Source organism: Stenomitos rutilans, assembly GCF_059505485.1.
Window position 1 is genome coordinate 142,588 of record NZ_JCACKR010000170.1, and the last position, 24,344, is coordinate 166,931.

The window sequence follows — 24,344 nt, forward strand, 5'->3', positions numbered from 1 at the left end:
CATTGGGGGCTTTAATTGGCTCTGTTCTCCCAAAATTGGGGGCTAGGGGGCGAAAGATGACCGCTTTTGCGTAAGTCCTATTGGTAAAAATTAGGCTCTTGATGAGAGCTAGCAGCATCAGCCGTAACGCGAACGCCTATAGCTGTAATGGCTGTTTGATCGCCCCATACCTTCGTAGCAGCTTCAGCAGATGGCTGACTTGCCGTCATAGTGGCGAAAGACAGCGCGATCGCTGCCAACAGCCCACCCAAAAAGCAAGCAAACCAGCGCTGGCGGTTACTCAAAAAGGACATTGTGATCGGTCTCCTTGTGCGAATCGTGAACTCTATCTGAAGTGTGCGACGATCGCCGCACACGATGATTACTGGCTGCTGTGATGCATCGACCCTTCAGCAGTCACTAAATCACCCAACGTTGTTGCTGCACTTACGTGGGCACTTAAACGGCTGTCTAGCATTTGGAAACCTTCCAAACTCACGGCATAGCGATTGTTAAACTGCAAGGTTGCTTCCTGAATACCAAAGGTTTGGCTCAGTTCAGCTTGCAGCGCTGCTAACAACCGATCGCGCTCTGCTGCTGTCAACGGGTCGATCGCTAACTGCGCACAAAGCCCAATGCGATCGCTAGCAATTAACCAGATGCTCAGCGTTTGCACCTGATGAACGCCTGCAAAGGACTCCAGGCATTTCCTTACGGTTCCTGGATCGGTCGATCGCGGTGCATAGTTCAGCAAAACTTCCAGACTGTTCCAAATCAGCGGCAGTGCGCTCAACCCAGTCAGGCAAGCGATCATCAGACCCGCAACCGCATCAATCCACAGCCAGTGCAGGCTATAAATGACTAGCGCAGCGACCAAAAGGCCTACCGAACTAGCAACATCCGCAAGAACATGTAAGAATGCGCCCTGAAGATTGAGATCGTTGACACTATGCTTGTGCAGCAGTTTAAGATTAAGACCATTGACAAGCAGCCCCAACCCAGCCCCTAGCAACAGCGGCAAACTTAAAACAGGCTCAGGAAAGTGAAAGCGCTCTAAAGCTTCCCAGGCAATTAGCGCGGCGATCGCCAGCAAGCTAAACCCATTCGCTAGAGCTGCCAACCATTCAACGCGCCAATGCCCAAACGTGGCTCGACCCGTCGCCGGACGACGCGCAAACCAACTTGCAGCGAGCGTTATTGCCAACGCGCCCACATCTGAAAATAGATGCCCTGCATCAGCTAGCAGCGACAAGCTGTGACTCCATGAACCAATGCCTAACTCTGCAAACCAGAGACAAACGAGTAGCACAAGCACAAGCCACAACCGACGAGTGGCTCGTCGAGACTGACCTGATGCCAGGTTATCCAAGTCACAACATTGACAGTTCCAATCATTAACAGAAGAATTACGCCCCTGTGTCACCGCGATCGTCATTCAGCAGGCCTGGTAGATAAATCAACGAACCTCTGAACAGGCTAGCAGTGATGCAGTTAATAAAGCGATAAGGTCTAGTTAATATTGCGTAGGTATTGGTTAAGAGCATCGCTAGAAGCTCAGTAAAACCACACAAATCACTTCACCAAAGGAATTTAGTAGAGCAGCGATTCTGTGAAGATTCTATGAAGATAACTTTTGATCTGCGCCAACATTCAAGCGGCTTTCAAGCAGACTGTATTGCTGCGTCGCGGTGGCAAATGGCTGTAAAGTGCCTGGAACGATCGCATGCTCATTGCCAGTTAAATTCTGTACATCAAACGCATTGCTGTAGGCACTGTGTGCCGCTTTACTAGCGTTTACTAGCGATCGTGCCTTCAATGATCCGGCTTCAGAGCCTACAACAGGTTTCATGTCGTTAGCCTGGCTTTGAATTACGGGCGGGTAAGTAACGAAGCCAGTAACCTTTCAGAACTTTTGTCAGTCAATCAGGTTTGCCTCAGAGCACCAGTGTGTAACGAGCGAATTAATCCACATTTCAGAGGCAGTTAGCTTAAATTATTTTGTATTGTCACAGTACGTAAGCTTGCGCTTGAATTCTATCTATAAAAGGAGCTATAAAAAAAATGCTTTAGTCTTTCTACTGCCGTACTTTTATGAGTTCAAGCTATCTGTTGAATTCTGTTCTTTAAGACATGTTTGTATTAGTGTAGTTGCTAAAACATTCCGATCTATCGATACAAGGTGCGTCGTTATGTAAGTTGACAGTCGTTCTTGGTTTGCCTGACATTGAGTGCTGTCTACTGAAAGCGAAGGCTGAAGACCAATCCAGGATCGTTTTTCCAAAAGAGTAGAATTGCCATAGCTGCACTTTCAAAATCAGCAGAAATCACTCAATCGAGTGTAGACGGGTAGAGGAAAAATCTGCACTAATAGATGGGGCTAGATGGAAGCCCAAGACTCTGCTGAGTCTGGTTGTCATGGACAAAACAGCGGTAAATCCACAGGCTTTAAGGATGGGCTGTGTCTGCTTAATCATGTGTTACAAAGCAGCAAACGTTCGCATTACGAAAAACCGTGCTGTAAGCCAGCCAGATGATAATGGCGATCGCTAAGTTGACTCAAGCAAGACGTCTTGCTTGAGCAGGTGAAATGCAGGTTGTAAAGGCAGGATCAACGGCGCAGGATTTACAGGTTATCTCCTTACAGCAATCGCCGTGATGAACACCAATGCCATTATCTACAGCAGACAAACTGCATCATCTATGCGTAATTTTGCAATTCGAGCTGTAACCATTATTAACGGTTTCTTAAGGCTGAAAAGCGTTAAACGTTGCGCCTAAAAGCAGTTTGCTGCCTCGTATTGGCTCAATATTGCATTGGCTCAATGTATTACTTTTTCTTACAGTCAACCGGATCAGGATCATCCAACGTCTGCATTATACAGAACTGGAGGTAAAGACTATGCGGTTAAGCCGCCATGACAAAAAGCGCTGTGATCTCAAACAGTGGTGTGTGTGAGTTAAATTCCATTTTGCTTAAACAGTTTTTGTGCAACTAAGGCAACAAAACGTTCATTTCAGCCCCCAATGAACACAATAACTATGAATTACTCAATCAATTTCGATAATTTACTGCAATCGATCTTAGAAAGCTTGATTGATGGTGTTTTGGTCATGACCGATCAGCATGACCTTGTTTATGCCAACGGGATGGCGCGCGCTATCTATGCCCAGCTATGGCGTGACACGTCTGATCCGCTACCGCGTGAAATTCAGCGTGTTTATCAGTCGCTCATTGAAAGTAAAGCCATGTGCCCCACCAAGCCGATCGTGCTTGAATCAGAAGTGGTAACGTCCAAAACGACCTTCCGCATTCGGGCACAGTGGTTGGCGCTGGAGATTGCCTCACGGCCCTGTCTGCTGCTGCGCCTGCAAGACCAGAACCAGTCGGTACAAAGTCTGGCGCTGGCCGAAGCCCAAAAGTGGGGACTGACCCCCCGTGAAACAGAAGTTTGGTCACAACGACGATCGGGCTGTAGCCGCAAGGCGATCGCAACGAACCTCTATATTGCGCTTGATACGGTCAAAAAACACTTGAAGAACATCCACCTCAAACAACAGGCGGCAGAAGACGAGGCAGAATGGCGATCGAGTCAGGCATCGTAGGTCAGCATCTTGCCATTATCCCGTGTGGCTGTCATACCTGGCAGCACATTCTAGAAAGCGAGCCGGGCTTTCTGGATGCGTTCCCCAATGCAAGTGAAGATAGGATGCATGGAGATTGGGACGATGCCAGCCTTCAGGGGTGGGAAGTGGGGAGTGGGAAGTAGGGAGTAGGGAAAAAAGCGGAGACGTTGGCTCCTGAGTCAAATAGGAGCGATGAAACTCATGTCCGCAAACCGTTGAGTGACGCTCTAGCATCAGGCTATTTTGACGGGCGATCGCATGGCGGTAGCCCAGAGTTAAGCGCTTGCTCATGACAGCCGTGGTCGGTAATATGCCCGTCATCGGAAACGACTGTCCTTCAAAGGTCGTAATTTTTTCGCAGAGATACATCAAGCCACCACATTCTGCGTAAGTCGGCATGCCAGTCTGAATCGCCGCTTGTACGCTGTCGCCAGCAGACACATTCGCTGCCAACTGCTCAGCAAACATTTCTGGAAAACCACCGCCAAAGTAAAGCCCCTGCACGCCATCTGGCAACGCGCGATCGCATAGAGGACTCCAGGAAATCAACTCAGCGCCTAACGCTTCCAGCAAGTCTAAATTGTCGGCATAGTAGAAACTAAAGGCAGCATCCTGGGCGATCGCGATTCGGGGGGAAGAGGGGAGCGAGAGAGCTTTGAGTAGCACTTCGTGCCGCTGAGTCCGTTGGACACGCTTCGCGAACGCTAGAGAGTTTTGAGTTTTGAGTTCCGATTCCCGCCCTCTGCCTTCTGCCTTCTGCCCTCTGACTCCCGACTCCCAACTCCCGACTCCCGACTCCAATAACGGCATCAACTGTGCCCAGTCAAAACATGTTTCACCCACATAAGCCAGTCGATCGACGATCGCGTTCAGGTTTTCCAGTTCGGCAGTCGGGATCAGGCCCAGGTGACGATCGGGAATGGTAATCTCATCCTGTCGGCGTAGAACACCCAGAATGGGGATGTCGAGGGGTTCCAATGCGGCGGTGAGAAGTTCCAAATGACGATCGCTGCCAACCCGGTTGAGCACGACTCCGGCAAACTGAAGGCGCGGATCGAGCGAGCGATACCCGTGGGCAATGGCGGCGATCGAATGAGACATCCCGCTGCAATTTAGCACCAAAAGAATGGGACTCTTTAGCAACCGGGCAACATGAGCCGTGCTGGCAAAGTCTTTGCGTCCAGCAGCCCCGTCGAATAGCCCCATGACCCCTTCAACAAGCGCATGAGTAGCTGTCTTCGCATGGCGATCGAAACACTGCTGCACATAGGTTTCGGATGTCAGCACCGGGTCAAGGTTGCGGCAAGCGCGACCCGTGACATAACGATGAAACATTGGATCGATGTAGTCAGGCCCAACCTTAAACGATTGCACCGACACATTTCGCTGTCGTAAGCAGGACAGCAACGCAAGAGTGACCGTTGTTTTGCCCACCCCACTGCGCTCGCCTGCAACAATGAGAACCATAACAATAGTTGTTAGTGATTAGCTGATAGCCTTAAATCTGACTGACAAGGTGTGAGAACCCTTTCAACCGGGTTACAAAACGCTTGCAGTCCTCTACCTTTGGGGAAGGCAAAACCTAGAGAGGACTTCCTTCCATTAGCCCGCACTTTCAGTGCAGGGCGGGTCAGGTGATCGCTAAAAGATTTGTCAGTCAACCAGGTCTTAAACTCTAGCAACTAAAAACGAACAATTAAAAACTGTCTAGCTGTGCAATGCCAACACTTTGGCGACCACTGACAGGCTTTCTTCATACAAAACATCGTGTCCCCAGCGCTGTAGCTGCTGGCTGAGCAGAAATTCAGCCTTTTGATCTGAAAGGGATGAGACAATTTCGGTCTGACAGGCTTGAGCGCTGCCACCGGCTTCCATTCGCATACAGCCCGTTGTTTCTGAGCAAAGAATGGTGCAGCAGTTTGCTTGCAGGTTGGTGGAGGTAACGCGGATACCCACCAGATCGCCTAGTATCTCTCCCCAGTCAGCGGTTGGAATGGCGGCTAGTTCAGCTGTGATTTCGCGCTGATTCGCTCCCTTAAAGGTCACGTGCTTCAGGTCATAGTCTCCCCCCGTCTCTTTAAAGGCCACAGGTTGCCAACCTAGCCGACTGGCAATCCAGCCCAGATACATAAATGCTTGAGCCGCATTGCCTTTTTCATAGTCGATCGCAATCTGATCCACTTCAATCAGGGACGCACGGCGCTCCGGTGGATCAAACGCAGCCGCCATGAGTTCTTGCCAGGGTTCAAGGCGATGCCAGTTAAGGTCAGCAATATACGTGCCTTCATCAACCAAATTTTGAATCTTAAGAAACTCAGATTCTGGGTCACTAAAGTAGCAAGAGTCTAGAATCAGGCAATTACAGGTCTCAGCTAACCGCTTAAAAAGGGCTTGCTCAGGGTTAGGGGTCGCCTTCCACCACACAAATTTGGGAAGATCGTGGATCATGAGCGAGGCAACCAACTCACCAACGCGCTCTAGAGCAGCTTTAGTGCCCCGTAGGGTAATGTACTCGCAGCAGATGAGATGGGTGCTGCTGCCTTGCTGCACCGGACAGTAAGCAGATACTTGAGCCGTGACACCCTGGTCTTCACCTAGAATTGGACAAACCGTAATAATCCGGCAGGGGTTTTGTACCGCGATCGCATCGCTAATACTAAACCCGCGCGCATTTAAGTTTTCAAACTTGACACGATCGCTGGGCTTCTTCGCAAACTCTTCTCGCAGTTTTGCCAGCGTACCTGGATCAACGCGACCTGTAATAGACAACCCATAAGACTTTTGGGCGTCCTGCACCGCTGCTTTCGTCATGGGGCCATGAATACCATCGATCGGCCCTTCGTAAAAACCCAGTACCGCTAGCAGTTGCTGAAACTCTTCTGGTTCATAAATCACCATGCTAAACGTCGATGCTCTGGTAGCGCCTTGATTGGGCGAATCCACATTCTGAGTCTGCCAAATGGCACTGAGTTCTGCCTCAATTTCATCGAGAGAAATATCTTTGGGTCTTTGCAGCGCAACAAGTGGAGTGGTGGTCATAAGAGTTGTTAGTGATTAGTTGTCAGTGGTTAGAAGCATTAGGGAGTCGTGAATCGGGAGTGGGGAGTTGGGGGAAGAGCATTGGTGGTTAGTGAAGAGTCAGCAGTTAAAGTTAGCTAGCAACTAACATCTAACAACTTTTTAGCCTTCGTCCCTCATCCCTCATCTTTCATCCCTTCTTCAAAGTCTTCTCCAATTGCGTCCATCGCGGTTGAGTAACAGTTCTGATTCAACCGGGCCCCAAGTGCCAGCTTCGTAGAGGGGAATGGTTTCTGGTGGGGCAGGGGCATCCCAAACATTGAGCAATGGAGTGAGAATGCGCCAGGACGCTTCGACTTCATCGCCACGGGTGAAGAGGGTTTGATCGCCCAACATACAGTCTACAAGTAACCGACTGTAGGCATCGGTGTTGGCCTGTCCAAAGGCCGTGTCATAGCGAAAGTCCATATCGACCGATCGCGTCCTCAGAGACGTGCCCGGTGTCTTCACCTCAAAGCGCATCGCGATGCCCTCGTCGGGCTGAATCCGCATGGTCAGGATGTTTGGGTTCGCTTGCTTGGCGGCTGATTGAAACATCAAAAATGGCACTTCTTTGAACTGAATGGCGATTTCTGATACCTTTTTGGGCATGCGCTTCCCGGTTCGCAAGTAGAAGGGAACCCCTTTCCAGCGCCAGTTGTCGATCGTCAGCTTCAAGGCAGCGTAGGTGGGTGTCGTCGATTCGGGTGCTGCCCCTTCTTCTTGCCGATATGCTGGCACTTGTTTACCCTTCATCCAGCCTTCCGTGTATTGTCCGCGCACGGCTGAATTACCAAGAATTTCCAGATCTGCCAGGTGTGTGGCTTGCAGCACTTTCGTTTTTTCGTTGCGGATGCTGTTTGCTTCCAGGGAGTTTGGGGCTTCCATTGCCGTGAGGCAGAACAACTGCATCAAGTGGTTTTGCACCATATCACGCAGGGCACCAGCCGTCTCGTAGTAGCCTGCCCGCCCTTCTAGACCGACGGTTTCTGCTACGGTAATTTGAATGTGATCGACAAACTGGCGGTTCCAGAGCGGCTCAAAGATGGCGTTTGCAAACCGGAATACCATCAGGTTTTGCACCGTTTCTTTGCCCAAATAGTGATCGATACGGTAGACCTGTTGTTCGTCGCAGACTTTTTGCACGACTCGATTCAACGCTTGAGCTGAAGCCAAGTCGCGGCCAAAGGGCTTTTCGATTACGAGGCGCTGCTTTTTGGGGTCTTCGATCATGCCAGCAGCGCCAAGTTGCTGAATCGCTTCCGCAAAAAACTTGGGTGCAACGGAAAGGTAAAACACGCGATTGCCTCGTGTGCCGCGCTGCTGATCAAGCTCTGCCAGAAAGGTTTTGAGCTTCTGGTAATCATCCTGGTTATCCAGGTCACCGGGATGATAGAACAAGCCTTTGGCAAAGTCATCCCAAAGCGCCTGCGTTCCGAGACCGCCACCAAACTCCTCTACGCCTTCGCGCATGTGTTCTCGAAAGTAGTCATGGCTCCAATCACGACGAGCCACGCCAACGATCGTCAACTCAGGGGGCAACCGTCTCTCTCGCTTCATCTGATAGATGGCAGGCACAAGCTTGCGCTGAGTGAGATCACCAGAGGCACCAAAGATGATTAGAATCTGCGGTTCGGGAATACGGTCTTGTTGAAGTCCGACGCGAAGGGGGTTTTCGAGCAGAGTAACCATAAGGTAGAGAAGGATATAAGGATGAGGGATGAAGTTGAAAGTTTTGAGTTACGAGTTTTGAGTGATTGGATTCAACTCAAAACTCATAACTTAAAACTCATAACTCTTACACCGTAGCAAGGCGATTCACTTTGTCTTCGAGCGATTTCATCAACGACTGGAAGGGTTGGACGAATTTGTCGATGCCATCAGCGAGGAGTTCGTCCATCACCTCGTCAAGATTAATGTTGATGTCAGGGTCTTTGAGGCTTTCGATCAGGTTGTACGCTTCTTCAACGCCTGTTTCTAGACGATTATCGACGCTGCAGTGATCGGCACAGGCTTCGATCGTGGCAGGGGGTAGTGTGTTCACCGTATCAGGGCCTACCAACTCATCAACATACATGACATCACTGTAGTCAGGGTTTTTAGTACCTGTACTAGCCCACAGCAGGCGCTGGACGTTCGCACCTTTGGCACTTAGCGCTTTCCAGTGATCGCTTTGGATAATCTTCTTATACTCCTGGTAAGCAACCTTTGCGTTAGCGATCGCTACTTTTCCTTTAACTGCCACCAGACGATCGCGAATATTTTGATCGGGTACGCCTTCTTTCAGCTTTTCGTCAATCTTGCCGTCAATATTAGTATCGATGCGGCTCAGGAAGAAGCTGGCGACGGAGGCAATTTTGCTGATGTCCTTCCCTTCAGCCACGCGCTTTTCTAAGCCTCGAATGTAGGCCCAAAACGTTTCGACGTAGCTGCTTACCGAAAAGAGAAGCGTGACATTCACGTTGATCCCTTCGCTAATCACTTGCTCTACGGCAGGAATGCCTTTTGAGGTGCCGGGGATCTTAATCATGACGTTCTCTTTGCCGATCGCGTTGTAATAGCGACGCGCTTCCGAAATGGTTTTTCCAGTGTCATTCGCGATATCGGGCGGCACCTCAATGCTGATGTAACCGTCTAGGCCACCAGACTCGTCATAGATCGGCTTGAAAACATCGCATGCATCTCGAATATCTTGAAAGACAAGCGATTCGTAGATTTCTAGCGTGGACTTCTTCGCGTTGATCCCGGCTTCAATGTCTGCGTCATACATCGCATTACCCGCGATCGCCTTCTCAAAAATGGCGGGATTGGATGTGATCCCACGCAGTCCACGGGTCTCAATGAACTTCTTCAAATCGCCGGATTTAATCAGATCCCGCGCCAAATTGTCCATCCAGATGCTCTGACCATACTCTTTAATCTCAAACAGATGATTCGTCGCTGTCATCGTACGTTCTCCTAAATCTCCTAAATGCAAGTTCCCAGCTATCAGCGTCAAAGCTCCGTCTAACAACTAACAACCAAAAACCAACAACTACCTAATGCGCTGCGATCGCCTGACGCGATCGTTCTTGAATAAACGACTCCACTAACGCCACATCCTCTTTACTGCCAATGATGAGTGGTGTCCGGGCGTGAAGTTTTTCTGGCACGGCATCCAGAATGTCCTGAGTGCCCGTGCTGGCTCTGCCCCCAGCTTGTTCTGCCAAAAATGCCAGTGGAGCCGTCTCGTAAAGCAGTCGCAGCTTACCCTCTGGCTTTTTGACCGTGCCGGGGTAGAGAAACACACCACCCTGAAACAGAATGCGATGGAAGTCTCCGACCAAGGCGCCACTGTAGCGAGCGGTATAGCCCTCATGCCGATGAACATAGCGAATGTAATCGCGGATAGACTCATCCCATTGCCAGAAGTTGCCCTCGTTAGTGCTGTAAACGGGACCATGCTCTGGCATCTGGATATTTTCACTAGAGAGAATAAACTCGCCCAGGCTGGGATCAAGGGTAAAGGCGTGGACTCCTTTGCCGATCGAATACACCAGCACGGTACTGGGACCGTAGAGAATGTAACCCGCTGCAATCAACTTGCGTCCGCTTTGCAGTAGATCGCTCGCCGTACCGTCCAGATCGTCGCCTTCCTGCTGACGCACCGCAAAAATCGAGCCGACGTTAATGTTGATATCAACATTTGAGGAACCGTCGATCGGGTCGTACAGTAACGTATAACGCCCCAATGGACAGTTTTCAGGAATGTAGTAAGGCTTCTCCATCTCTTCGGAAGCCAGACGGCAGACTAACCCGCTCTGCTTAAAGACGGCGATGAAGACCTCATTGGCATACACGTCCATCTTTTTAACGGATTCACCCTGCACATTCTCGCTACCCGTAAAGCCCAGCGCTCCTTCCATTAGCCCTGCACGGCTGAGGCGACGAGCAATGAGCTTGCCTGCCAGCGCAATGCGATTCATGATTGCGCTCAGATCCTGAGCATCGGCTGAGAACGTTTGCAGTTGCTGAAAAACGTGACGCGACAGTGTGGTGCAGTCGTGATCAAGCGCATATTCGTAGTCTAGTGATTCGTAGGCTTCGACCATTGGTTAACCTCCTGATAGCCGAGCTTGGTCGGAATGACTCCGCTTTATTATGCGGTATGATTCCACCTTCTATCTTAGGAAGCCATGAGAAGATCGGCATTTCCTTTAGAACAACTACAGAAATGGACTACTGGCAGGTGTTGGAGAATACGGAGGAGAAGGCAGGAGGCAGAGGGCAGGAAGTAACGTTGTTGAGTCCACAGGCGAAAGCGAAATGTTTAGAAAAACACAGGCCAGTAGACCAGGTTGAGGAGATGAAGCCCCAAAAACAAACAGCGCGATCGCGCTGTTTGTTTTTGTTCAAAAAGGAGGTACTAATGCCGAGCGGAATTACTTTTGAAATTAAGGCAGCGAGGCATGATGGCGACTATTTAAAGTTGAAAGACCTTAAGAGGGTTGAGGAAATTTCTCGCAATCTAGAAAAGGATCAATTATGGGGATGATGCATTCCAGAAGTTAAAGCCACTTTTGACATCCATACAGGAACCGCTCAATTGGCTAATGGCTCCTATGCTTCAGAAGAAGCTTTCAAAGCAAACCCAGATTATGAGTACCTGAAGGAATTGGCCCTTAGAGATATTCTGATGTCTATAGATGTGCGGAGAAGATTCTTTAAAAGAGCCGTTGAAGAATACTATGAAGGTCGAAGTGAAATCTCTAGAGCAATTTTTGATCCTTCATGAACTAGGGAGATTCAACTTTTCAAGAGTGCTTAGACAATAATAAGACAATTTGCCAAAGCAAAAAATGATGCGTGTTGGGTTTTGTGCTTCAACCTAATCTACAAAATTCGCGATCGCTCTGAATCATCAAAGTTCACATCCTAGCGTCGGTATTATGAGCTTTGAAATTGGCTCAACAACCAGGCTCCAACTTGTGACTGATCGGTTTCGCGACTACGACGAAGCGCTTCTTCTAACGTTGTTAGTTTGAGTCCAGGTAAGATTTGCGACTCGTCAATGCGTTGGGAACCTCGATCGCTGATCGCATAAGCCAAAACCTGAATATTCTGCACATCTAAGACCCAATATTCAGCAACTCCCAACTCTTCGTAGAGCGATCGCTTGATGCCTAAATCATCCAATAGCGTTGTCTTTGACACTTCGATCACTAAATCCGGCACTGGATACTGATTCAAGTTCACAATGTTCGTACCCGATGGAATTGCCCGTGCATTCGTGCCAATGTAACACGACACATCTGGTTGACAGTCTTGCACCCCTTCCTTCCGATAGCTCACACTATCAAGCGCCGTAAGGGGAAGCTGCTTGACGATCGCAAAGAGTTCGATCGCCAGTAAAACAATTGTATGGTCTTGTCCATGATCAAACCCAACAGGCAGCATCTCTAGCCTCATGTGTCCCCGGTAATAGTACCCCTTTGCCTTCTCATAAACCGGATTTTCACTGAGTTGGGCATACTCTTTCCAAGGAGCGGCTACCCAGGTATCTGTCAGCCGTTGAGTTTGTAGTGGACTCATCACTAGAGCTTGAAGTGGAGGTATTTCTAGAGTAGAACAAATGCTTTAAAAAAGACAGATAGAGGGTGGTCTGATGGGGCAAAGCGGTTGGTCGATCGCATTCTTTGCCAAAGCCAATTGCTCCAATTTTGTGAGCGATCGCAGTGCACTAACATCCGTCAAACGATTGTCCTCAAGATTCAATTCTCGGAGTTTGTTCAGTGAGCTTAAAGGCTTCAAGTCAGTAACATCGTTGTGGTTCAGGTTGAGTTGGGTCAACTGACGGAGAAGCTGCAACGGGCTGAGGTTGTCAATCTGATTATCGCTAAGAATTAGTTCTGACAGGTTAGTGAGCGATCGCAACGCCTCCAGATCGATGATTTCATTCTCGCCAAGATTTAATTCGATTAATCGGGTGAGTCTACTGAGCGGCGTGAGATCGCTGATGCGGTTGCGACGTAGACCGAGAATAACCAGGTATTGCAATGGTTCTAACGGGCTAATATCATCGATTCGATTGTCGCTCAGCAGAAGGGTTGTCAGGTTAGTGAGCGATCGCAACGGGCTAATGTCATCAATGCGATTGCCAATCAGAAACAGATCGCTAAGTTCGATCAGCGGTTCAAGCGGTTCAAGATTGGTGACGCGGTTTTTGATGAGGAAGAGGGCGGTGAGTTTTGTCAGCGATCGCAACGGACGGAGATCGCTTACCCGATTTTCACTCAGGTAGAGTGCAGTCAGATTCGTCAGTGCGCTCAACGGGCTGAGATCCACGATCTGGTTTTGATCTAATCTCAGTACGGTAAGGCGAGTGAGCGATCGCAGCGGGCTAAGGTCAACCAGATGATGATCCGTAAGTTCTAGCGTAGTGAGGCGTGAAAGCGCTTGGTTTGCCTGGAGACAGCTAGCGGTCTGCGCGCTCTGCAACAATACAGCGATCGTGTGCGCTGTCGTAGCAGGTAGGCTCGATCGCTGCAAGCAGAGATCGGTGAACGTGGGAGGCTGTCCAGGTAAGGGTTGTGCCAGAGCAACTGGTGTGATCCAAACAAGATAGAGGCAGAGAATGCTACTGAGGGCGATCGTGGCACGTTTGCGGAAAGGCACTCCAATCGTCCTCTTTGCTGTCACACACACGGGCAAAACGCTCGTCATGATTTTCCACCAGGGTTCCCTGACAGGTGCTAACGAACGATCGACCACGGGCATACTAACGACGGTCATCCATCCGCGCTCTGTCATGCTATCTCTGCTTTACCCACTGCTGCTGGTTGTTCTCATCTACGCCTTTCCCTATTTCATTGTCTATCTGCGAACGCGCCAAACAACATTTCCCTATGCCCGGTTTCAGCGGCAAGACATCGAAGCCGTTCCCGATCACCTCAAAGAAACGGTGCAACCTGCGATCGTCGCCTTAGAAACCCTGGGCTTTGAGTTCTGCACCTATCATCAGACTGAGCGCTCCGAGGGCAATCACGTTTGGTATAGCCTGCTCCAGCATGAGGCGTGTCAGACCTATGCCGGGGTTGAAGTACGACAGCCCTACAATGCCACTGCTCCATTTAGCTTTGGCTTTTCGACCTTCTTTGCCGATGGCACCCGATTCATGACGGGCAACAACAAGCTCTACGGGTTTTTTAGCGACAATCCTCAAGATATCCTACAGGCGATCGAAGATGCTTCCTTAGAAACGCTGTGGCAGGCGCACAAAGACAAACTGGCGGCGCTATGCCAAACCAAAACACCGCTCAATCTAACGCCTGACGGGTTTGTTGAAACGTTTGAGGCGCATGAGAGGGAGAACATTAACCGCCTGGGGAAGGCTGGAGAAGTTCATTTAGTTGAAGACGATCGCGGCTACCGTCTCACAAATTGGGTGGCGTTCACTGCTGTGCTGAAAGTGGCACGCGGACGGTATAAAAGGTCGAGTAAAAAGCAGACCGGGCAGCAGGACGCGGGCGCAACGCTGACAACCGATGCCGCGATCGCCCTTGATCTGGCAGAATTTCAGCAGTTGCAGGGAAGGCAAAAGGGGCTATTCTCTCGCAAAGCAAAGGTGTGGCTCTTGCTGAGCAGCCTCGCTCTGTTTGCCGTGAGCTACACGCAACTGTTTAGCTGGGAGACGCTGCTGATTTTTGTCGGCGTGATTTTGTTCCACGAAGGGGGGCATCTGGTTGCCATGAAGCTGTCGGGCTACCAGGATACCACCGTCTTCTTTGTGCCATTCTTGGGTGCGCTGGCAACCGCTCGGAACGATGATGCTACGCTGACGCAAAAATTCTGGGTGTCGCTGGCAGGTCCACTACCGGGATTGGTGCTGGGCATTGGGTTAGCGATTCTGATCGGTGATCATGCTCTCTCTGGCTCAGATGCCAATGCCTATCCAGACTGGGTGCATACCACCAGCATGATCCTGATTTCCTTGAATCTATTCAACCTGCTGCCTGTTTACCCGTTGGATGGTGGGCAAATTGCAAACCTGCTGCTGTTTTCTCGTCATCCCTATCTGGCAGTGGTGTTTCAAAGTATCGGCGTGCTGCTGCTCATGCTGTTGGGCTTGGGGCAGCCTCCGTTTCTGGTGTTTGCAGCCTTAATTGCGCTGACGATTCCCACGAGCTTTCGGGTTGCCAAGCTGCGAAAAAAACTGGCTTCTGTACCCGTGGGCGATCGCAATCAGCTCCTACACGCCATTTTCACCTTACTCCAGCAAAACGGCTTTGGCACGAAACCCTTTGCCAAACGTTATGCCTTAGCGCTCAGCCTGGTCGAAAGCCACCGGGAAACCAAAGCCAAACGATGCACCAGAGCAGGGTTGGCGGGTTTATATCTGTTTACCTTACTGGGAGGCATTATTGGCACCCTCTATGCGTTGATCCCTGATGTCAACCTCCTCATGAGTATGGTCAGCTATTACACACAAAACCCCAAAGAGGCGTACCAGCAGAAGCTTAAGCGAGATATTGAAAGTGCCGATAAAGTATTGAGCGTGAATCCAAATGATGTCGATGCTTACCTCAGAAGGGGCAAAGCACACCGACAATTGCATGAAGACGCAGCGGCAAAGCAAGATTACGACCAGGCAGTGCGGCTAGATCTCAAAAATACCCATGCTTATTTGGAACGCGCCCAGTTTCGTCTACAGCTTCGGGATACTCAAGGCGCGATCGCCGATTACACCCAAATTCTACGTCTTGATCCGCACAGTAGCGATGTCTATTTCAGACGGGCAGGTGCTTATCTTGCGCTCAAAAACCAGCAAAAAGCGCTTCAAGATTACGACCACGTTTTGCGCTTAGATCCACAAAATATTCGCGCTTATCTCAGCCGAGGGTATGCCTATCAAGCCATGAAAAACTATCGAAGCGCGATCGCAGATTTCAACCAAATTTTGCGGTTAGATCCTCAGAATTTATCCGCATACTTTGCACGCGCAGATGCACTTTATGAGTTGAAAGATTACAAGAGCGCGATCGCCGATGCTAATCAAATTATTCAGCAAGATCCCAATTTGTCAGATGCTTACGATCTGCGCGGCAAAGTTCGGTTGAAGATGGGAGATTCGCAAGGGGCGATCGCGGATCAGCAAAAGGCGAAGACGATTGAAGACGGACAATTAGACTAACGCCTATTTTTGCCCGAAACGTCCGATGTTTGAGTGTAGAACTGTTGTGTAAGACCCTTATTAACTACGGTGACTGCGAACCTCATGCTGAAATTATCTGTGCGCGTTTTGTTCTGTGCTGCGCTGCTTCTGCTTGCGCTCTGGGTGCCCCGCACTCTAGCCGTTGAAACGCCGCCTGCGATCGAACCCTTCTTGATAGCAGGCAAGTTTGCCGAAGGTGAAGCCGCGATGCTGGCACGACTAAAGGCACAACCAGAGGATGATCAGGTGCGGTTCAGTCTGGGGGTCACGCAGTTGATGAGTGGTGTGGAACGGTTGACGCAATCGCTCTATCGCTATGGCTTGCGCCGCAACGCGCTGACGGGTATGTTGCCCTTTCTGCGTCTGCCGATACCAGAAAATCCTAACCCTCAGGTCATTCGGTATGAAGACACGCGGCAAATCCTCCAGACATTTTTGAATGATCTGGCAACCGTTCGTACCACACTGGCACCCATCAAAGATCCTGCGATCAAACTACCGCTAAGGCTTGGACTCATCCGGCTCGATTTGAATGGTAATGGCAAGCTTGAATCAACAGAATCGTTGTGGCGCATTTTTGCTGCTATTAATCGGCTGCGCGTCACGGAACAGCAGGCGAAGAGCTTTACGATCGCCTTTGATACCGCTGATACCATCTGGTTGCAGGGCTACACCAATCTATTCGGCGCGATCGGTGAATTTGCCCTGGCGCATGATGGGCAGGAGTTTTTTAACGCATTGGCGCATGTGGTCTTTACGAAACCAGAGACACCATACAAATTTCTAGTCGATGGTCGTCCAGAACAGAATCCCTACAGCTTTGGCGGCATCGATTTTGTAGATATTGTGGCGTTTGTGCATCTGCTACGCTTTCCTGTCGCTGAACCCCAGCGGATGACAACCGCCTTGCAGTATTTGCAGACCACTACAGCGCTAAGCCGTCAATCGTGGAAGCTGATTGCTGCTGAGAAGGATAACGATCGCGAATGGCTCCCTAATCCTAAACAAACAGGCGTGATTCCGAATGCACGCGTCACCCAGGCGATGATTGATGGCTGGCTAGCCTTTTTAGATGAAGCGGATGGTTTGCTAGAAGGTAAGACGCTCGTACCATTCTGGCGTGCACGCGAAATAAGAGGAGTCAATCTCCGCAAAGCCTTTCTAGAGCCACGCACAATGGATGTCGTGCTATGGCTGCAAGGAGCAGCCGCCGCACCGTATTTAGAAATGGGCAAGATGACCGATCGGGTTGTGTGGACACAACTCATCCAGGTCTTTCGCGGGCAATTTTTTGGCTTTGCCGCCTGGTTCAATTAAGGTGATTTACCGGAAAAACCTTTGGAGTGGATTACTCAAGTGCAGATGCCGGAGGTAGCTCACAAAAGATCCTGTTTCCGGGTGATAGTTCTGCTGACACACCGTCCGATTCAGAGGAATCGGTTAAACTAACCCAGCTAGAATGATCAAAAGACTCATTGCGTGCGTTCTTCAACCGGACTGAATCTGGAAAACTGGGGCACAGAGGCAGTAGAACCCTATGACAACACTCTTACCGCATCGTCCACCCACTGAACCCTTTTACCCAACTGGTGATGGTGAACCTGTGGCCGAAACTTATGATCATTTCTATGTACTGGCGATCGTCTTAGAAGTATTGCGTCAGTTTCTCGTCGATCGACAGGCAACGGTGTTAGGCAATCAGTTTCTCTACTATGCCCAGGGGTTTCCGCGCCTGCGAACGGCTCCTGATGTCATGGTGATTTTTGATGTGCCTCCTGGTGGGCGAGACAACTATAAAATCTGGGAAGAAGGGCAGGTGCCTGCGGTGATCTTTGAAATGACTTCTAAAGGCACTCGGCAGCAGGATGAAGGCTTCAAGAAAACGCTCTACGAACAGCTTGGAGTGCAGGAATACTGGCAGTTTGACCCAAAAGGAGAATGGATACCCGAACAGTTGCGAGGCTATCGTCTGCGAGGAGAGACATACGAACTCATTACAGACGCTCAAAGTCAGCCCTTACAGTTGCGACTAGCCGTGGATGGCAAGCTGATTGCCTTTTATCGCCTAGATACTGGAGAAAAGCTACTCATTCCAGATGAATTAGCGACTGCCTTAGCCCAACAAACAGCCGCTTTGCAACAAGCGGAAACACAGACGGAGCAAGAACGCCAGCGAGCAGAAAGACTGGCGGCACGACTGCGAGAACTAGGAGAAGACCCAGAAGGGCTTTGAGGGGCGATCGCACGTTTGGCTTTGAGATTTTCTAATCTCTAAGCGCAACTATGCGCCCCTACAAGCCACCTACAACGCTGCTTGCAACTGATCCAGCAGACCTTCCACATACTTCAAGGCGGCATGAATAGTCGCAGGATTTTCTAGATCGACATCCACGTATTTTCGCAACGCTTCCACCTGATCCATACTGCCGCCTGCTGCTAGCAGTTCCATATAGCCAGGAATGAAATCTTTGCCCACTTGCAGATATTTCTGATAGCAGGCGAGGCTAACAATGTTAGAAGCGGTGTATTGGTAGCAGTAGAAGGGTTTGAAGTAGATGTGTCCGATACGTGCCCAGTCATACTGGTGTTCGGGCAAGACTTCTACAGCATCGCCGCAGAGTTCCTGATACAGCGATCGCCATTGCTCGTTGACAAAGGATTGATCGAAGCTGCCTTGTGTGGCGCGATCGTGTACCGCTAATTCCAACCGACTGATCGTGCTTTGACGGAAGAGTAGATTTAATTGATCTTCCAACTGGCGCGTAATCAGCGTTTTCTTCAACGCAGGGTTCTCTGCGGCTTGCTTGAGCAAATAATCCAGCAGCAACAACTCATTGAAGGTAGAAGCGATTTCCGCCAGCACCATTGGCGGGTTGCTGTTGAAATAGGATTGGCGATCGTCAATCCAGGCAAAGTGCAGCCCGTGACCCATCTCATGCGCCAGGGTGAACAGCGAATTGTAATCGTCTGTGTAGGACAGCAGCAGATAGCTGTGCTTGCCGTGACTGTACCAGCAGAACGCGCCTCCTCGCTTGCCGGGACGCACTTTAGCATCCACCCAGTTGTTGAGGAAAAACTCTTCGGCACGACGGGCATAGTTTGTGTCAAATTGCTCCAATGCCGTCAGCAATGTTTCCACACCTGCTTTATAGGGCAACGGTTCCACGGCATCACTGCCCCAGGGTGCATACACATCGCAAGTGCGAATTTTCTGCCCCAGTGCCTGACCTTTCAGCGTGTAGTAGCGCTGCCACAGGTCAAAGCGATCGCGCGTGCCGTCCATAATGGCGCGAAATACAGGCTCCGACACCTCATCTGCAAGTAGCTGTTTGTGTAGCGTTGAGGTGTACCCGCGCATCTGGTTTTCAAGCTTGTGGTCTTGCGCTACGGTGCTGAGAATGTAGCCATACAACGAATTGTGCTGGTACATCACCTTCCGCACGGAGGCATACGCGTTGTAGCGAATGTCGCGATCGGGATGGAACAGCAGCGCACTCAGTTCCGCATCGGTGCTAGCGCTTTTGCCGTCGGGTGTCGTGACGGGTTCGTATTCCTGCTCACCCAGATGCACTGATCGCAGTTGAATAAACGCCTGCCGTCCTGTAAGGCTATCCTGGTTTCGCGTCTGCTCTACGTCTTCAGAAAGGGTGTAGGGGCGGAATTTTGCAATGTTGTAGAAGTAGTGGCGATAGGGTTGCAGAACAGGCGCGTTTTCAAGTGCTGCAAAGGTGGCATCGTCCAGCTTTTTCAATTCCAGATCAAAAAACAAAAGCTGGTTCTCAATGCCCGTGATGGCTTCCAGCACTTTATCTTGCATCTGCTTGGCTTCAGCATTGCGCGTATCTGCCGAGAACACCAGCGCGGGAAAGGCGTAGAGGTAGCCTGATTTCTGCGCGATCGCCTCTAACTGCTGCAAACACGTTGCGATCGCCTCCGGCTGCAACTCACTCACCTTGCCTCGATAAGACTGCCGAAACGCTGCTGCCGTCCGCTCCAAGTCTGCCAAATCTTGCGTCAAGCGCGGATCGTCAAAGCCCTGGTATAGATCTGAAAGGTTCCATTCTTGTGGGTTCTCGAGTTGGGCACTGGTGACATGAGAAGCAGCTTGTACCATAAAAATTCCTTTCGTTCAATCACGGGGCCATGTAGGGGCGATCGCAGCAATTCGAGAGCACCCGAATTCCTGCTTTCTCAATCTTAGACAAACTTCAATAAAGCAAACAGTTTGGCAAAGCGCTGATAAATATTGGCTTGATGCTGTTCAATTTCCGCATTCAGCCATGTGACGCTTGAATCTGTTAAAAGAACGCGCTAATTGGGCACACTTCAGCTTGAGCGAAAATTTCCTGTTGCCAGCAAATTAAAGCGAAAACAGCTTAAAACCTCGCACTAACGATCCGTCGATCGTCGCTACCGTTCCCGCTTCACAAGTTTTCTTCACCGACCTATCGACTCTAGGACTGAGACATTATGGGAGCCTTGATTTTTCTCGTTGTACTGATACTGATTGTTGGCTTCATCTTGATGGATGGCTACAACGGTCTTGTTACGCTTCGCAACCGTTATAAAAATGCCTACAGCCAGATTGATGTTCAGCTACAGCGGCGCTACGACTTGATTCCCAATCTGGTAGAAACCGCAAAAGGCTATATGAAGCATGAACGGGAAACGCTGGAAGCCGTGATTGCTGCTCGGAATGCCGCCTTATCAGCCAGCAGTCGCGCTGCCAGCAACCCCGGTGATCCAGGCGCAATGCAGCAGTTAGGCAATGCCGAAGGTGCCCTCACAGGTGCACTGGGACGCTTGATGGTGCTGTCGGAAGCCTACCCCGATTTGAAAGCAGACCAGACAATGACGCGCGTGATGGAAGAGCTGTCGTCCACCGAAAACAAAGTCGCCTTTGCCCGTCAAGCCTTCAACGATGCTGTCACGCTCTACAACACCAAGCGCGAAGTGTTTCCCAGCAATTTGGTGGCAAATGGCTTTAACTTCACGGCGGCAGAATTGCTTGAGGAAGCGGCTCCAGAAGTGAAAGCAGCACCACGAGTGTCGTTTAGTTAGGTAGGTCAACGACCTCCGAAGTCTCAAAGACTTCGGAGGTCTAAAGAACGTCAATTCAACCCATTCACCTTTAGAGTTTGGCAGGTTCTACCTGCCAAACTCCTCCTGACGGAGCATCATGAACTTTTTTGAGCATCAAGATCAGGCACGGGGCAACACGCGAAAGCTGATTCTGCTTTTTGGGCTGTCGCTGCTGTTTATTACGGTTACGGTGTATTTGGCGGCGGTGATCACGCTGTCGAGTTCGTTTAAGGGAAAGACACGATCGTCCCGCTATCAATCGGCCAACTGCCCCCAGATTACACGCACACATCCCCTCGAAATTGACGACGCAACAACGAAATTGCCGCCGTGTATGCCTGTTACGAGGAAGGTAACCTTTAGCTGGTGGAATCCCTCGCTGTTTCTCACGATCAGTACGGGTACCGTCGTACTGGTAGGGTTAGGCAGTCTGTATAAAATTCAGACGTTGAAAGCGGGTGGCAGCGTCATTGCAGAGGAAATGGGTGGACGGCTGCTGTTAGCAGAAATGGCGCATCCAGAAGAACGTCAGCTATTGAATGTGGTGGAAGAGATGGCGATCGCGGCAGGCATCTCAGTTCCCGCTGTGTACGTGATGGATGGCGAGCAGGGAATCAATGCCTTCGCAGCAGGCTTCACACCCAATAATGCCGTCATTGGGGTGACACGTGGCACCTTAGAACTGCTGTCTCGCGACGAACTGCAAGGCGTGATTGGGCATGAATTCAGCCATATTTTGAATGGCGATATGCGGCTGAATATCCGGCTCATTGGCGTATTGCATGGGCTGCTGCTGCTTTACATTACAGGACGTATTGTCATTGATTGGCGATCGCGCGGCGAAAAAGGCAATGCCATGCTGGCATTTGGTATTGCACTCATGGTCATCGGCAGTCTGGGGTTGCTCTGCGGCCGGCTAATCAAAAGTGCCATTTCTCGTCAGCGTGAATTTCTAGCCGATGCTTCTGCGGTGCAGTTTACGCGTAACCCTGCTGGGATTGCAGGAGCGTTGGATAAAATCGCTCAGCACCACTACAGTTCGTTAGTGAAAACACCCGCAGCAGAAAGCAACAGTCACCTTTTCTTCGGCAGTGCCTTGCGCTTCGGCTTTTTTGAAGATCTGTTTGCCACCCACCCACCGCTGGCACAACGCATTCGTCGTCTGGATGCCTCAAAGCGGCAGTATGCAGGACAAGCACCTCGGTTTTCTTCTCATAGTTCAGAAGGGCAGGAATCCTTGATGATGGGGTTTTCGAGTGGTGGAACAGCAGCACAGCCGTCACACATCCAGGCAAATCCGGCCCAGGTTATCGAACAAATTGGCACTGTCACACCTGAACACTATGCGTATGCGAAGGCATTGTTGGAGCAGTTGCCTGAATCGCTTGTGTTGGGCATTCGAGAGCCACAAGGCGCGATCGCGATCGTCTATGGACTGCTGCTCGACACCCAAAATCTCCAGGTACGAACCAAGCAACTGGAGTGGCTCAAGCAGGTTGAACCTGCCGATGTGATTGAGAAAACGCTGACGTTGAGTGCTGATATTGATGCGCTCGATCCACGATCGCGCCTGCCTCTAGTAGATCTCACCGTACCCGTGCTGCGTCAGCGCGACACCGAGCAGCAGCAGCGGCTGTTTAAGTGCATTCAAGGTTTGGCAAATGCAGACGGTCGCTGGTCGTTGTCAGAATTTGTGCTGTATGCTGTGTTGCGCCATCGGTTGCAGCCTTCTGCTAATGCGGTGATCGATACGTCTACCGAGTTCACGACGATCGGTCAAATCTGGTCAGATTGCTTGCTGCTGTTGTCGAGTCTGGCGCAAGTGGGCCAAACGGGTGCCGATGCGATCGCCTACGCGTTTCGTTCGGGTGTCTATCGATTGCCAGGAGCGGGACAGGAGACGGTGCCCGAAGTGCCCCCAGCCAGCAATATGAAAACCCTCAAGCAAAGCCTTGATCGCTTGAATCTGGCGACCCCGAAACTCAAGCAAGCGATCGTCGATGCGTGCGCTCATACCGTCTTGCTAGATAACAAAGTCACGGTGCAAGAAGCCGAATTATTGAGGGCGATCGTCATTCTGCTGGACTGCCCCATGCCACCCTTCTTAAACACTGGCAGCAAAATGCTTGCAAAAGGACTGTAGTCTGCGTGATGGCTGACTTTTGAAAAGCTTTGCTGAGATATCCCCTTAGTGGTTCAGATTGTTTTAATTGTTGAGGTAAATGTGAAAGGCGCAAATTCAATAGACTTCCAGTATCTATCTGAGCTAGAGCATAAGATACAGACATTGTCTCCTGAAGAAGCATCACCTCTTTTATTAGAAGCTAGTACAATCCTTTTGTTTGCGGGCTTTCCTGAGCTTGCCTATCAAGGCTTTCTTAAGTTAACACAGGGAGAATTAGAAGTTAGTGAAGCAAGTTCACTTGTTCATCCCATAAAAGCAATTATTCCTGCTTTGTGCTATTTAATGAGGCTTCCTTGTCCTGCTGTTTTTTCAGAGCAGGCAATGTCGTTTGATGAGCTTGAAAAATATATCAAAAGTAAACTTCGAGAATTTGAGGGCGTATCAGGCATCGATCGCTGGTTTCATCTAGAAATGCCATCAGGTAACTGGGATGAGGCTTTCTTGTATGACCTGACGCACCCAAAAGTTGATATTGAAGGAGAGGATCGATTCAAAGTACGTCGTTTTTTGCAGGAGCTTCACCGAGTCATCTCTCAATTTTACATCAATCACAGGAAATGGCAAGCAGCCTGTAAATGGTTGAAAGTTTTTGAGGAGGTGATTGATACGTGGAAAATTGATTGTTCAAGTTATGTGGAGCAGGAAATATTAGTTTTTGGAATACGCACTTACTTTCATCTTGGAGACACGATCAGTGCTGATGGATTTATCCAAAGATGGTGGCAATCTTTAGAAGATTTAAGGAGTGGTTTATATCTTTTGGCTTATCTGCCTAATTTTATGCAGAGGATTTCAGAAGGCACTTTGCGTAATAGAATTAATCTTTCCCAAGAGCAAGTTCAAGCTCTTCTAGACTCAATCGATAAAAGGAGCTATATTTCTGCAGGCATTGGCTTTGTCCTAACCGTAGATGATTGGAATAGGTTCTTAGAAAAATGGAACGAGGCAATATTTAACAATCTTGATGAAGAACATATCGATAACTATAGCTCTCAATATTTAGATGTTTTAGAAAGTCAGTCCTGTTTTAGGAAAGGCGCAACTGAAGAAGAAATTTCTGAATTGGAGAACCGATTAAAAGCAAAATTACCTTTAGGCTACCGAAACTTCCTTCTTGCCTCTAATGGTTTTACCATTTTGAATGAATATTGTGAGTTATATGGCATAGACCAATAGGACTTACGCACAAGCCATTTTGAGCGATGGATGTTTGAGTTGTTGACACAG

General features: G+C 49.8%; 21 protein-coding genes. 10 read left to right on the forward strand and 11 right to left on the reverse strand.

Annotated features, from left to right (window positions below):
• Positions 1–77: 77 nt before the first annotated feature.
• From AC5JLP_RS34290 to AC5JLP_RS34300, 3 genes are all read right to left on the reverse strand, one after another.
• Positions 78–293: a hypothetical protein gene (locus tag AC5JLP_RS34290; protein ID WP_496072363.1), complete on the reverse strand. Its 216-nt coding sequence runs from the start codon at positions 291–293 to the stop codon at positions 78–80.
• 68 nt (positions 294–361) lie between these two features.
• Entirely contained in the window at positions 362–1,414 is a 1,053-nt protein-coding gene (locus tag AC5JLP_RS34295; RefSeq protein WP_496072364.1) for a cation diffusion facilitator family transporter, read from the reverse strand.
• A gap of 183 nt (positions 1,415–1,597) precedes the next feature.
• A complete protein-coding gene (locus tag AC5JLP_RS34300; RefSeq protein WP_496072365.1) occupies positions 1,598–1,828 on the reverse strand; it encodes a hypothetical protein in 231 nt (76 codons plus the stop codon).
• Positions 1,829–2,394: 566 nt separating this feature from the next.
• On the opposite strand from AC5JLP_RS34300, the gene AC5JLP_RS34305 reads away from it, so the two are divergent.
• Together AC5JLP_RS34305 and AC5JLP_RS34310 are read left to right on the forward strand one after the other, a co-directional pair.
• Complete coding sequence (locus AC5JLP_RS34305; protein WP_496072366.1) at positions 2,395–2,529, forward strand: hypothetical protein; 135 nt, start codon at positions 2,395–2,397, stop codon at positions 2,527–2,529.
• A 489-nt stretch (positions 2,530–3,018) separates the two neighbouring features.
• Positions 3,019–3,582 (forward strand): helix-turn-helix transcriptional regulator, encoded by a 564-nt coding sequence (locus AC5JLP_RS34310; RefSeq protein ID WP_496072367.1) that lies wholly within the window; start codon positions 3,019–3,021, stop codon positions 3,580–3,582.
• Between the two features lie 15 nt (positions 3,583–3,597).
• Here the strand turns inward: AC5JLP_RS34310 and AC5JLP_RS34315 are convergent, their stop codons facing one another.
• The 5 genes from AC5JLP_RS34315 to fbp all read right to left on the reverse strand — a co-directional run bounded on the left by AC5JLP_RS34315 (position 3,598) and on the right by fbp (position 10,751).
• Entirely contained in the window at positions 3,598–5,070 is a 1,473-nt protein-coding gene (locus tag AC5JLP_RS34315; RefSeq protein WP_496072368.1) for a cobyrinic acid a,c-diamide synthase CobB, read from the reverse strand.
• A 240-nt stretch (positions 5,071–5,310) separates the two neighbouring features.
• The gene (gene opcA / locus AC5JLP_RS34320; RefSeq protein ID WP_496072369.1) at positions 5,311–6,642 is read right to left on the reverse strand and encodes a glucose-6-phosphate dehydrogenase assembly protein OpcA; all 1,332 of its coding nucleotides are present in this window, start codon (positions 6,640–6,642) and stop codon (positions 5,311–5,313) included.
• 180 nt (positions 6,643–6,822) lie between these two features.
• Positions 6,823–8,352, reverse strand: coding sequence for a glucose-6-phosphate dehydrogenase (gene zwf / locus AC5JLP_RS34325; RefSeq protein WP_496072370.1), 1,530 nt, complete (start codon positions 8,350–8,352; stop codon positions 6,823–6,825).
• A 106-nt stretch (positions 8,353–8,458) separates the two neighbouring features.
• Entirely contained in the window at positions 8,459–9,607 is a 1,149-nt protein-coding gene (tal, locus tag AC5JLP_RS34330; protein WP_496072371.1) for a transaldolase, read from the reverse strand.
• A gap of 91 nt (positions 9,608–9,698) precedes the next feature.
• Positions 9,699–10,751: a class 1 fructose-bisphosphatase gene (gene fbp, locus AC5JLP_RS34335; protein WP_496072372.1), complete on the reverse strand. Its 1,053-nt coding sequence runs from the start codon at positions 10,749–10,751 to the stop codon at positions 9,699–9,701.
• 56 nt (positions 10,752–10,807) lie between these two features.
• Between fbp and AC5JLP_RS34340 the strand changes: the two genes are divergently transcribed.
• Complete coding sequence (locus AC5JLP_RS34340; protein WP_496072373.1) at positions 10,808–11,194, forward strand: hypothetical protein; 387 nt, start codon at positions 10,808–10,810, stop codon at positions 11,192–11,194.
• Between the two features lie 51 nt (positions 11,195–11,245).
• A complete protein-coding gene (locus tag AC5JLP_RS34345) occupies positions 11,246–11,434 on the forward strand; it encodes a hypothetical protein (protein ID WP_496072374.1) in 189 nt (62 codons plus the stop codon).
• Positions 11,435–11,586: 152 nt separating this feature from the next.
• Here AC5JLP_RS34345 and AC5JLP_RS34350 read toward each other — a convergent pair whose 3' ends face one another.
• Both AC5JLP_RS34350 and AC5JLP_RS34355 read right to left on the reverse strand, forming a co-directional pair.
• Entirely contained in the window at positions 11,587–12,231 is a 645-nt protein-coding gene (locus tag AC5JLP_RS34350) for a Uma2 family endonuclease (RefSeq protein WP_496072375.1), read from the reverse strand.
• A 45-nt stretch (positions 12,232–12,276) separates the two neighbouring features.
• Positions 12,277–13,314 carry a leucine-rich repeat domain-containing protein gene (locus tag AC5JLP_RS34355; RefSeq protein WP_496072376.1) on the reverse strand — a complete coding sequence of 346 codons (1,038 nt, stop codon included), beginning with the start codon at positions 13,312–13,314 and terminating at the stop codon, positions 12,277–12,279.
• Between AC5JLP_RS34355 and AC5JLP_RS34360 the strand changes: the two genes are divergently transcribed.
• The 3 genes from AC5JLP_RS34360 (at position 13,292) to AC5JLP_RS34370 (ending at position 18,083) form a co-directional block, all read left to right on the forward strand.
• Positions 13,292–15,829 (forward strand): tetratricopeptide repeat protein, encoded by a 2,538-nt coding sequence (locus AC5JLP_RS34360; RefSeq protein WP_496072377.1) that lies wholly within the window; start codon positions 13,292–13,294, stop codon positions 15,827–15,829. The genes AC5JLP_RS34355 and AC5JLP_RS34360 overlap by 23 nt on opposite strands.
• Before the next feature lie 84 nt (positions 15,830–15,913).
• Positions 15,914–17,167 carry a hypothetical protein gene (locus AC5JLP_RS34365; protein ID WP_496072378.1) on the forward strand — a complete coding sequence of 418 codons (1,254 nt, stop codon included), beginning with the start codon at positions 15,914–15,916 and terminating at the stop codon, positions 17,165–17,167.
• A gap of 220 nt (positions 17,168–17,387) precedes the next feature.
• Positions 17,388–18,083, forward strand: a complete 696-nt coding sequence (locus tag AC5JLP_RS34370) for a Uma2 family endonuclease (protein ID WP_496072379.1) — start codon at positions 17,388–17,390, stop codon at positions 18,081–18,083.
• A gap of 69 nt (positions 18,084–18,152) precedes the next feature.
• Here the strand turns inward: AC5JLP_RS34370 and AC5JLP_RS34375 are convergent, their stop codons facing one another.
• Positions 18,153–19,964 carry a M3 family oligoendopeptidase gene (locus AC5JLP_RS34375; RefSeq protein ID WP_496072380.1) on the reverse strand — a complete coding sequence of 604 codons (1,812 nt, stop codon included), beginning with the start codon at positions 19,962–19,964 and terminating at the stop codon, positions 18,153–18,155.
• 356 nt (positions 19,965–20,320) lie between these two features.
• Here AC5JLP_RS34375 and AC5JLP_RS34380 point away from each other — a divergent pair, with 356 nt between their 5' ends.
• From AC5JLP_RS34380 to AC5JLP_RS34390, 3 genes are all read left to right on the forward strand, one after another.
• Positions 20,321–20,911 carry a LemA family protein gene (locus tag AC5JLP_RS34380; RefSeq protein ID WP_496072381.1) on the forward strand — a complete coding sequence of 197 codons (591 nt, stop codon included), beginning with the start codon at positions 20,321–20,323 and terminating at the stop codon, positions 20,909–20,911.
• Positions 20,912–21,029: 118 nt separating this feature from the next.
• Positions 21,030–23,075, forward strand: a complete 2,046-nt coding sequence (locus AC5JLP_RS34385; protein ID WP_496072382.1) for a M48 family metallopeptidase — start codon at positions 21,030–21,032, stop codon at positions 23,073–23,075.
• A gap of 48 nt (positions 23,076–23,123) precedes the next feature.
• Complete coding sequence (locus AC5JLP_RS34390) at positions 23,124–24,293, forward strand: SMI1/KNR4 family protein (protein WP_496072383.1); 1,170 nt, start codon at positions 23,124–23,126, stop codon at positions 24,291–24,293.
• Positions 24,294–24,344 lie beyond the last annotated feature (51 nt).

Excerpts from the sequence above, each read along its gene's own strand:
- AC5JLP_RS34290 (WP_496072363.1), bottom strand. The coding sequence starts at position 293 with ATGTCCTTTTTGAGTAACCGCCAGCGCTGGTTTGCTTGCTTTTTGGGT.
- AC5JLP_RS34295 (WP_496072364.1), bottom strand. The coding sequence starts at position 1,414 with ATGACGATCGCGGTGACACAGGGGCGTAATTCTTCTGTTAATGATTGG.
- AC5JLP_RS34300 (WP_496072365.1), bottom strand. The coding sequence starts at position 1,828 with ATGAAACCTGTTGTAGGCTCTGAAGCCGGATCATTGAAGGCACGATCG.
- AC5JLP_RS34305 (WP_496072366.1), top strand. The coding sequence starts at position 2,395 with ATGGACAAAACAGCGGTAAATCCACAGGCTTTAAGGATGGGCTGTGTC.
- AC5JLP_RS34310 (WP_496072367.1), top strand. The coding sequence starts at position 3,019 with ATGAATTACTCAATCAATTTCGATAATTTACTGCAATCGATCTTAGAA.
- AC5JLP_RS34315 (WP_496072368.1), bottom strand. The coding sequence starts at position 5,070 with ATGGTTCTCATTGTTGCAGGCGAGCGCAGTGGGGTGGGCAAAACAACG.
- opcA (WP_496072369.1), bottom strand. The coding sequence starts at position 6,642 with ATGACCACCACTCCACTTGTTGCGCTGCAAAGACCCAAAGATATTTCT.
- zwf (WP_496072370.1), bottom strand. The coding sequence starts at position 8,352 with ATGGTTACTCTGCTCGAAAACCCCCTTCGCGTCGGACTTCAACAAGAC.
- tal (WP_496072371.1), bottom strand. The coding sequence starts at position 9,607 with ATGACAGCGACGAATCATCTGTTTGAGATTAAAGAGTATGGTCAGAGC.
- fbp (WP_496072372.1), bottom strand. The coding sequence starts at position 10,751 with ATGGTCGAAGCCTACGAATCACTAGACTACGAATATGCGCTTGATCAC.
- AC5JLP_RS34340 (WP_496072373.1), top strand. The coding sequence starts at position 10,808 with ATGATTCCACCTTCTATCTTAGGAAGCCATGAGAAGATCGGCATTTCC.
- AC5JLP_RS34350 (WP_496072375.1), bottom strand. The coding sequence starts at position 12,231 with ATGAGTCCACTACAAACTCAACGGCTGACAGATACCTGGGTAGCCGCT.
- AC5JLP_RS34365 (WP_496072378.1), top strand. The coding sequence starts at position 15,914 with ATGCTGAAATTATCTGTGCGCGTTTTGTTCTGTGCTGCGCTGCTTCTG.
- AC5JLP_RS34370 (WP_496072379.1), top strand. The coding sequence starts at position 17,388 with ATGACAACACTCTTACCGCATCGTCCACCCACTGAACCCTTTTACCCA.
- AC5JLP_RS34375 (WP_496072380.1), bottom strand. The coding sequence starts at position 19,964 with ATGGTACAAGCTGCTTCTCATGTCACCAGTGCCCAACTCGAGAACCCA.
- AC5JLP_RS34380 (WP_496072381.1), top strand. The coding sequence starts at position 20,321 with ATGGGAGCCTTGATTTTTCTCGTTGTACTGATACTGATTGTTGGCTTC.
- AC5JLP_RS34385 (WP_496072382.1), top strand. The coding sequence starts at position 21,030 with ATGAACTTTTTTGAGCATCAAGATCAGGCACGGGGCAACACGCGAAAG.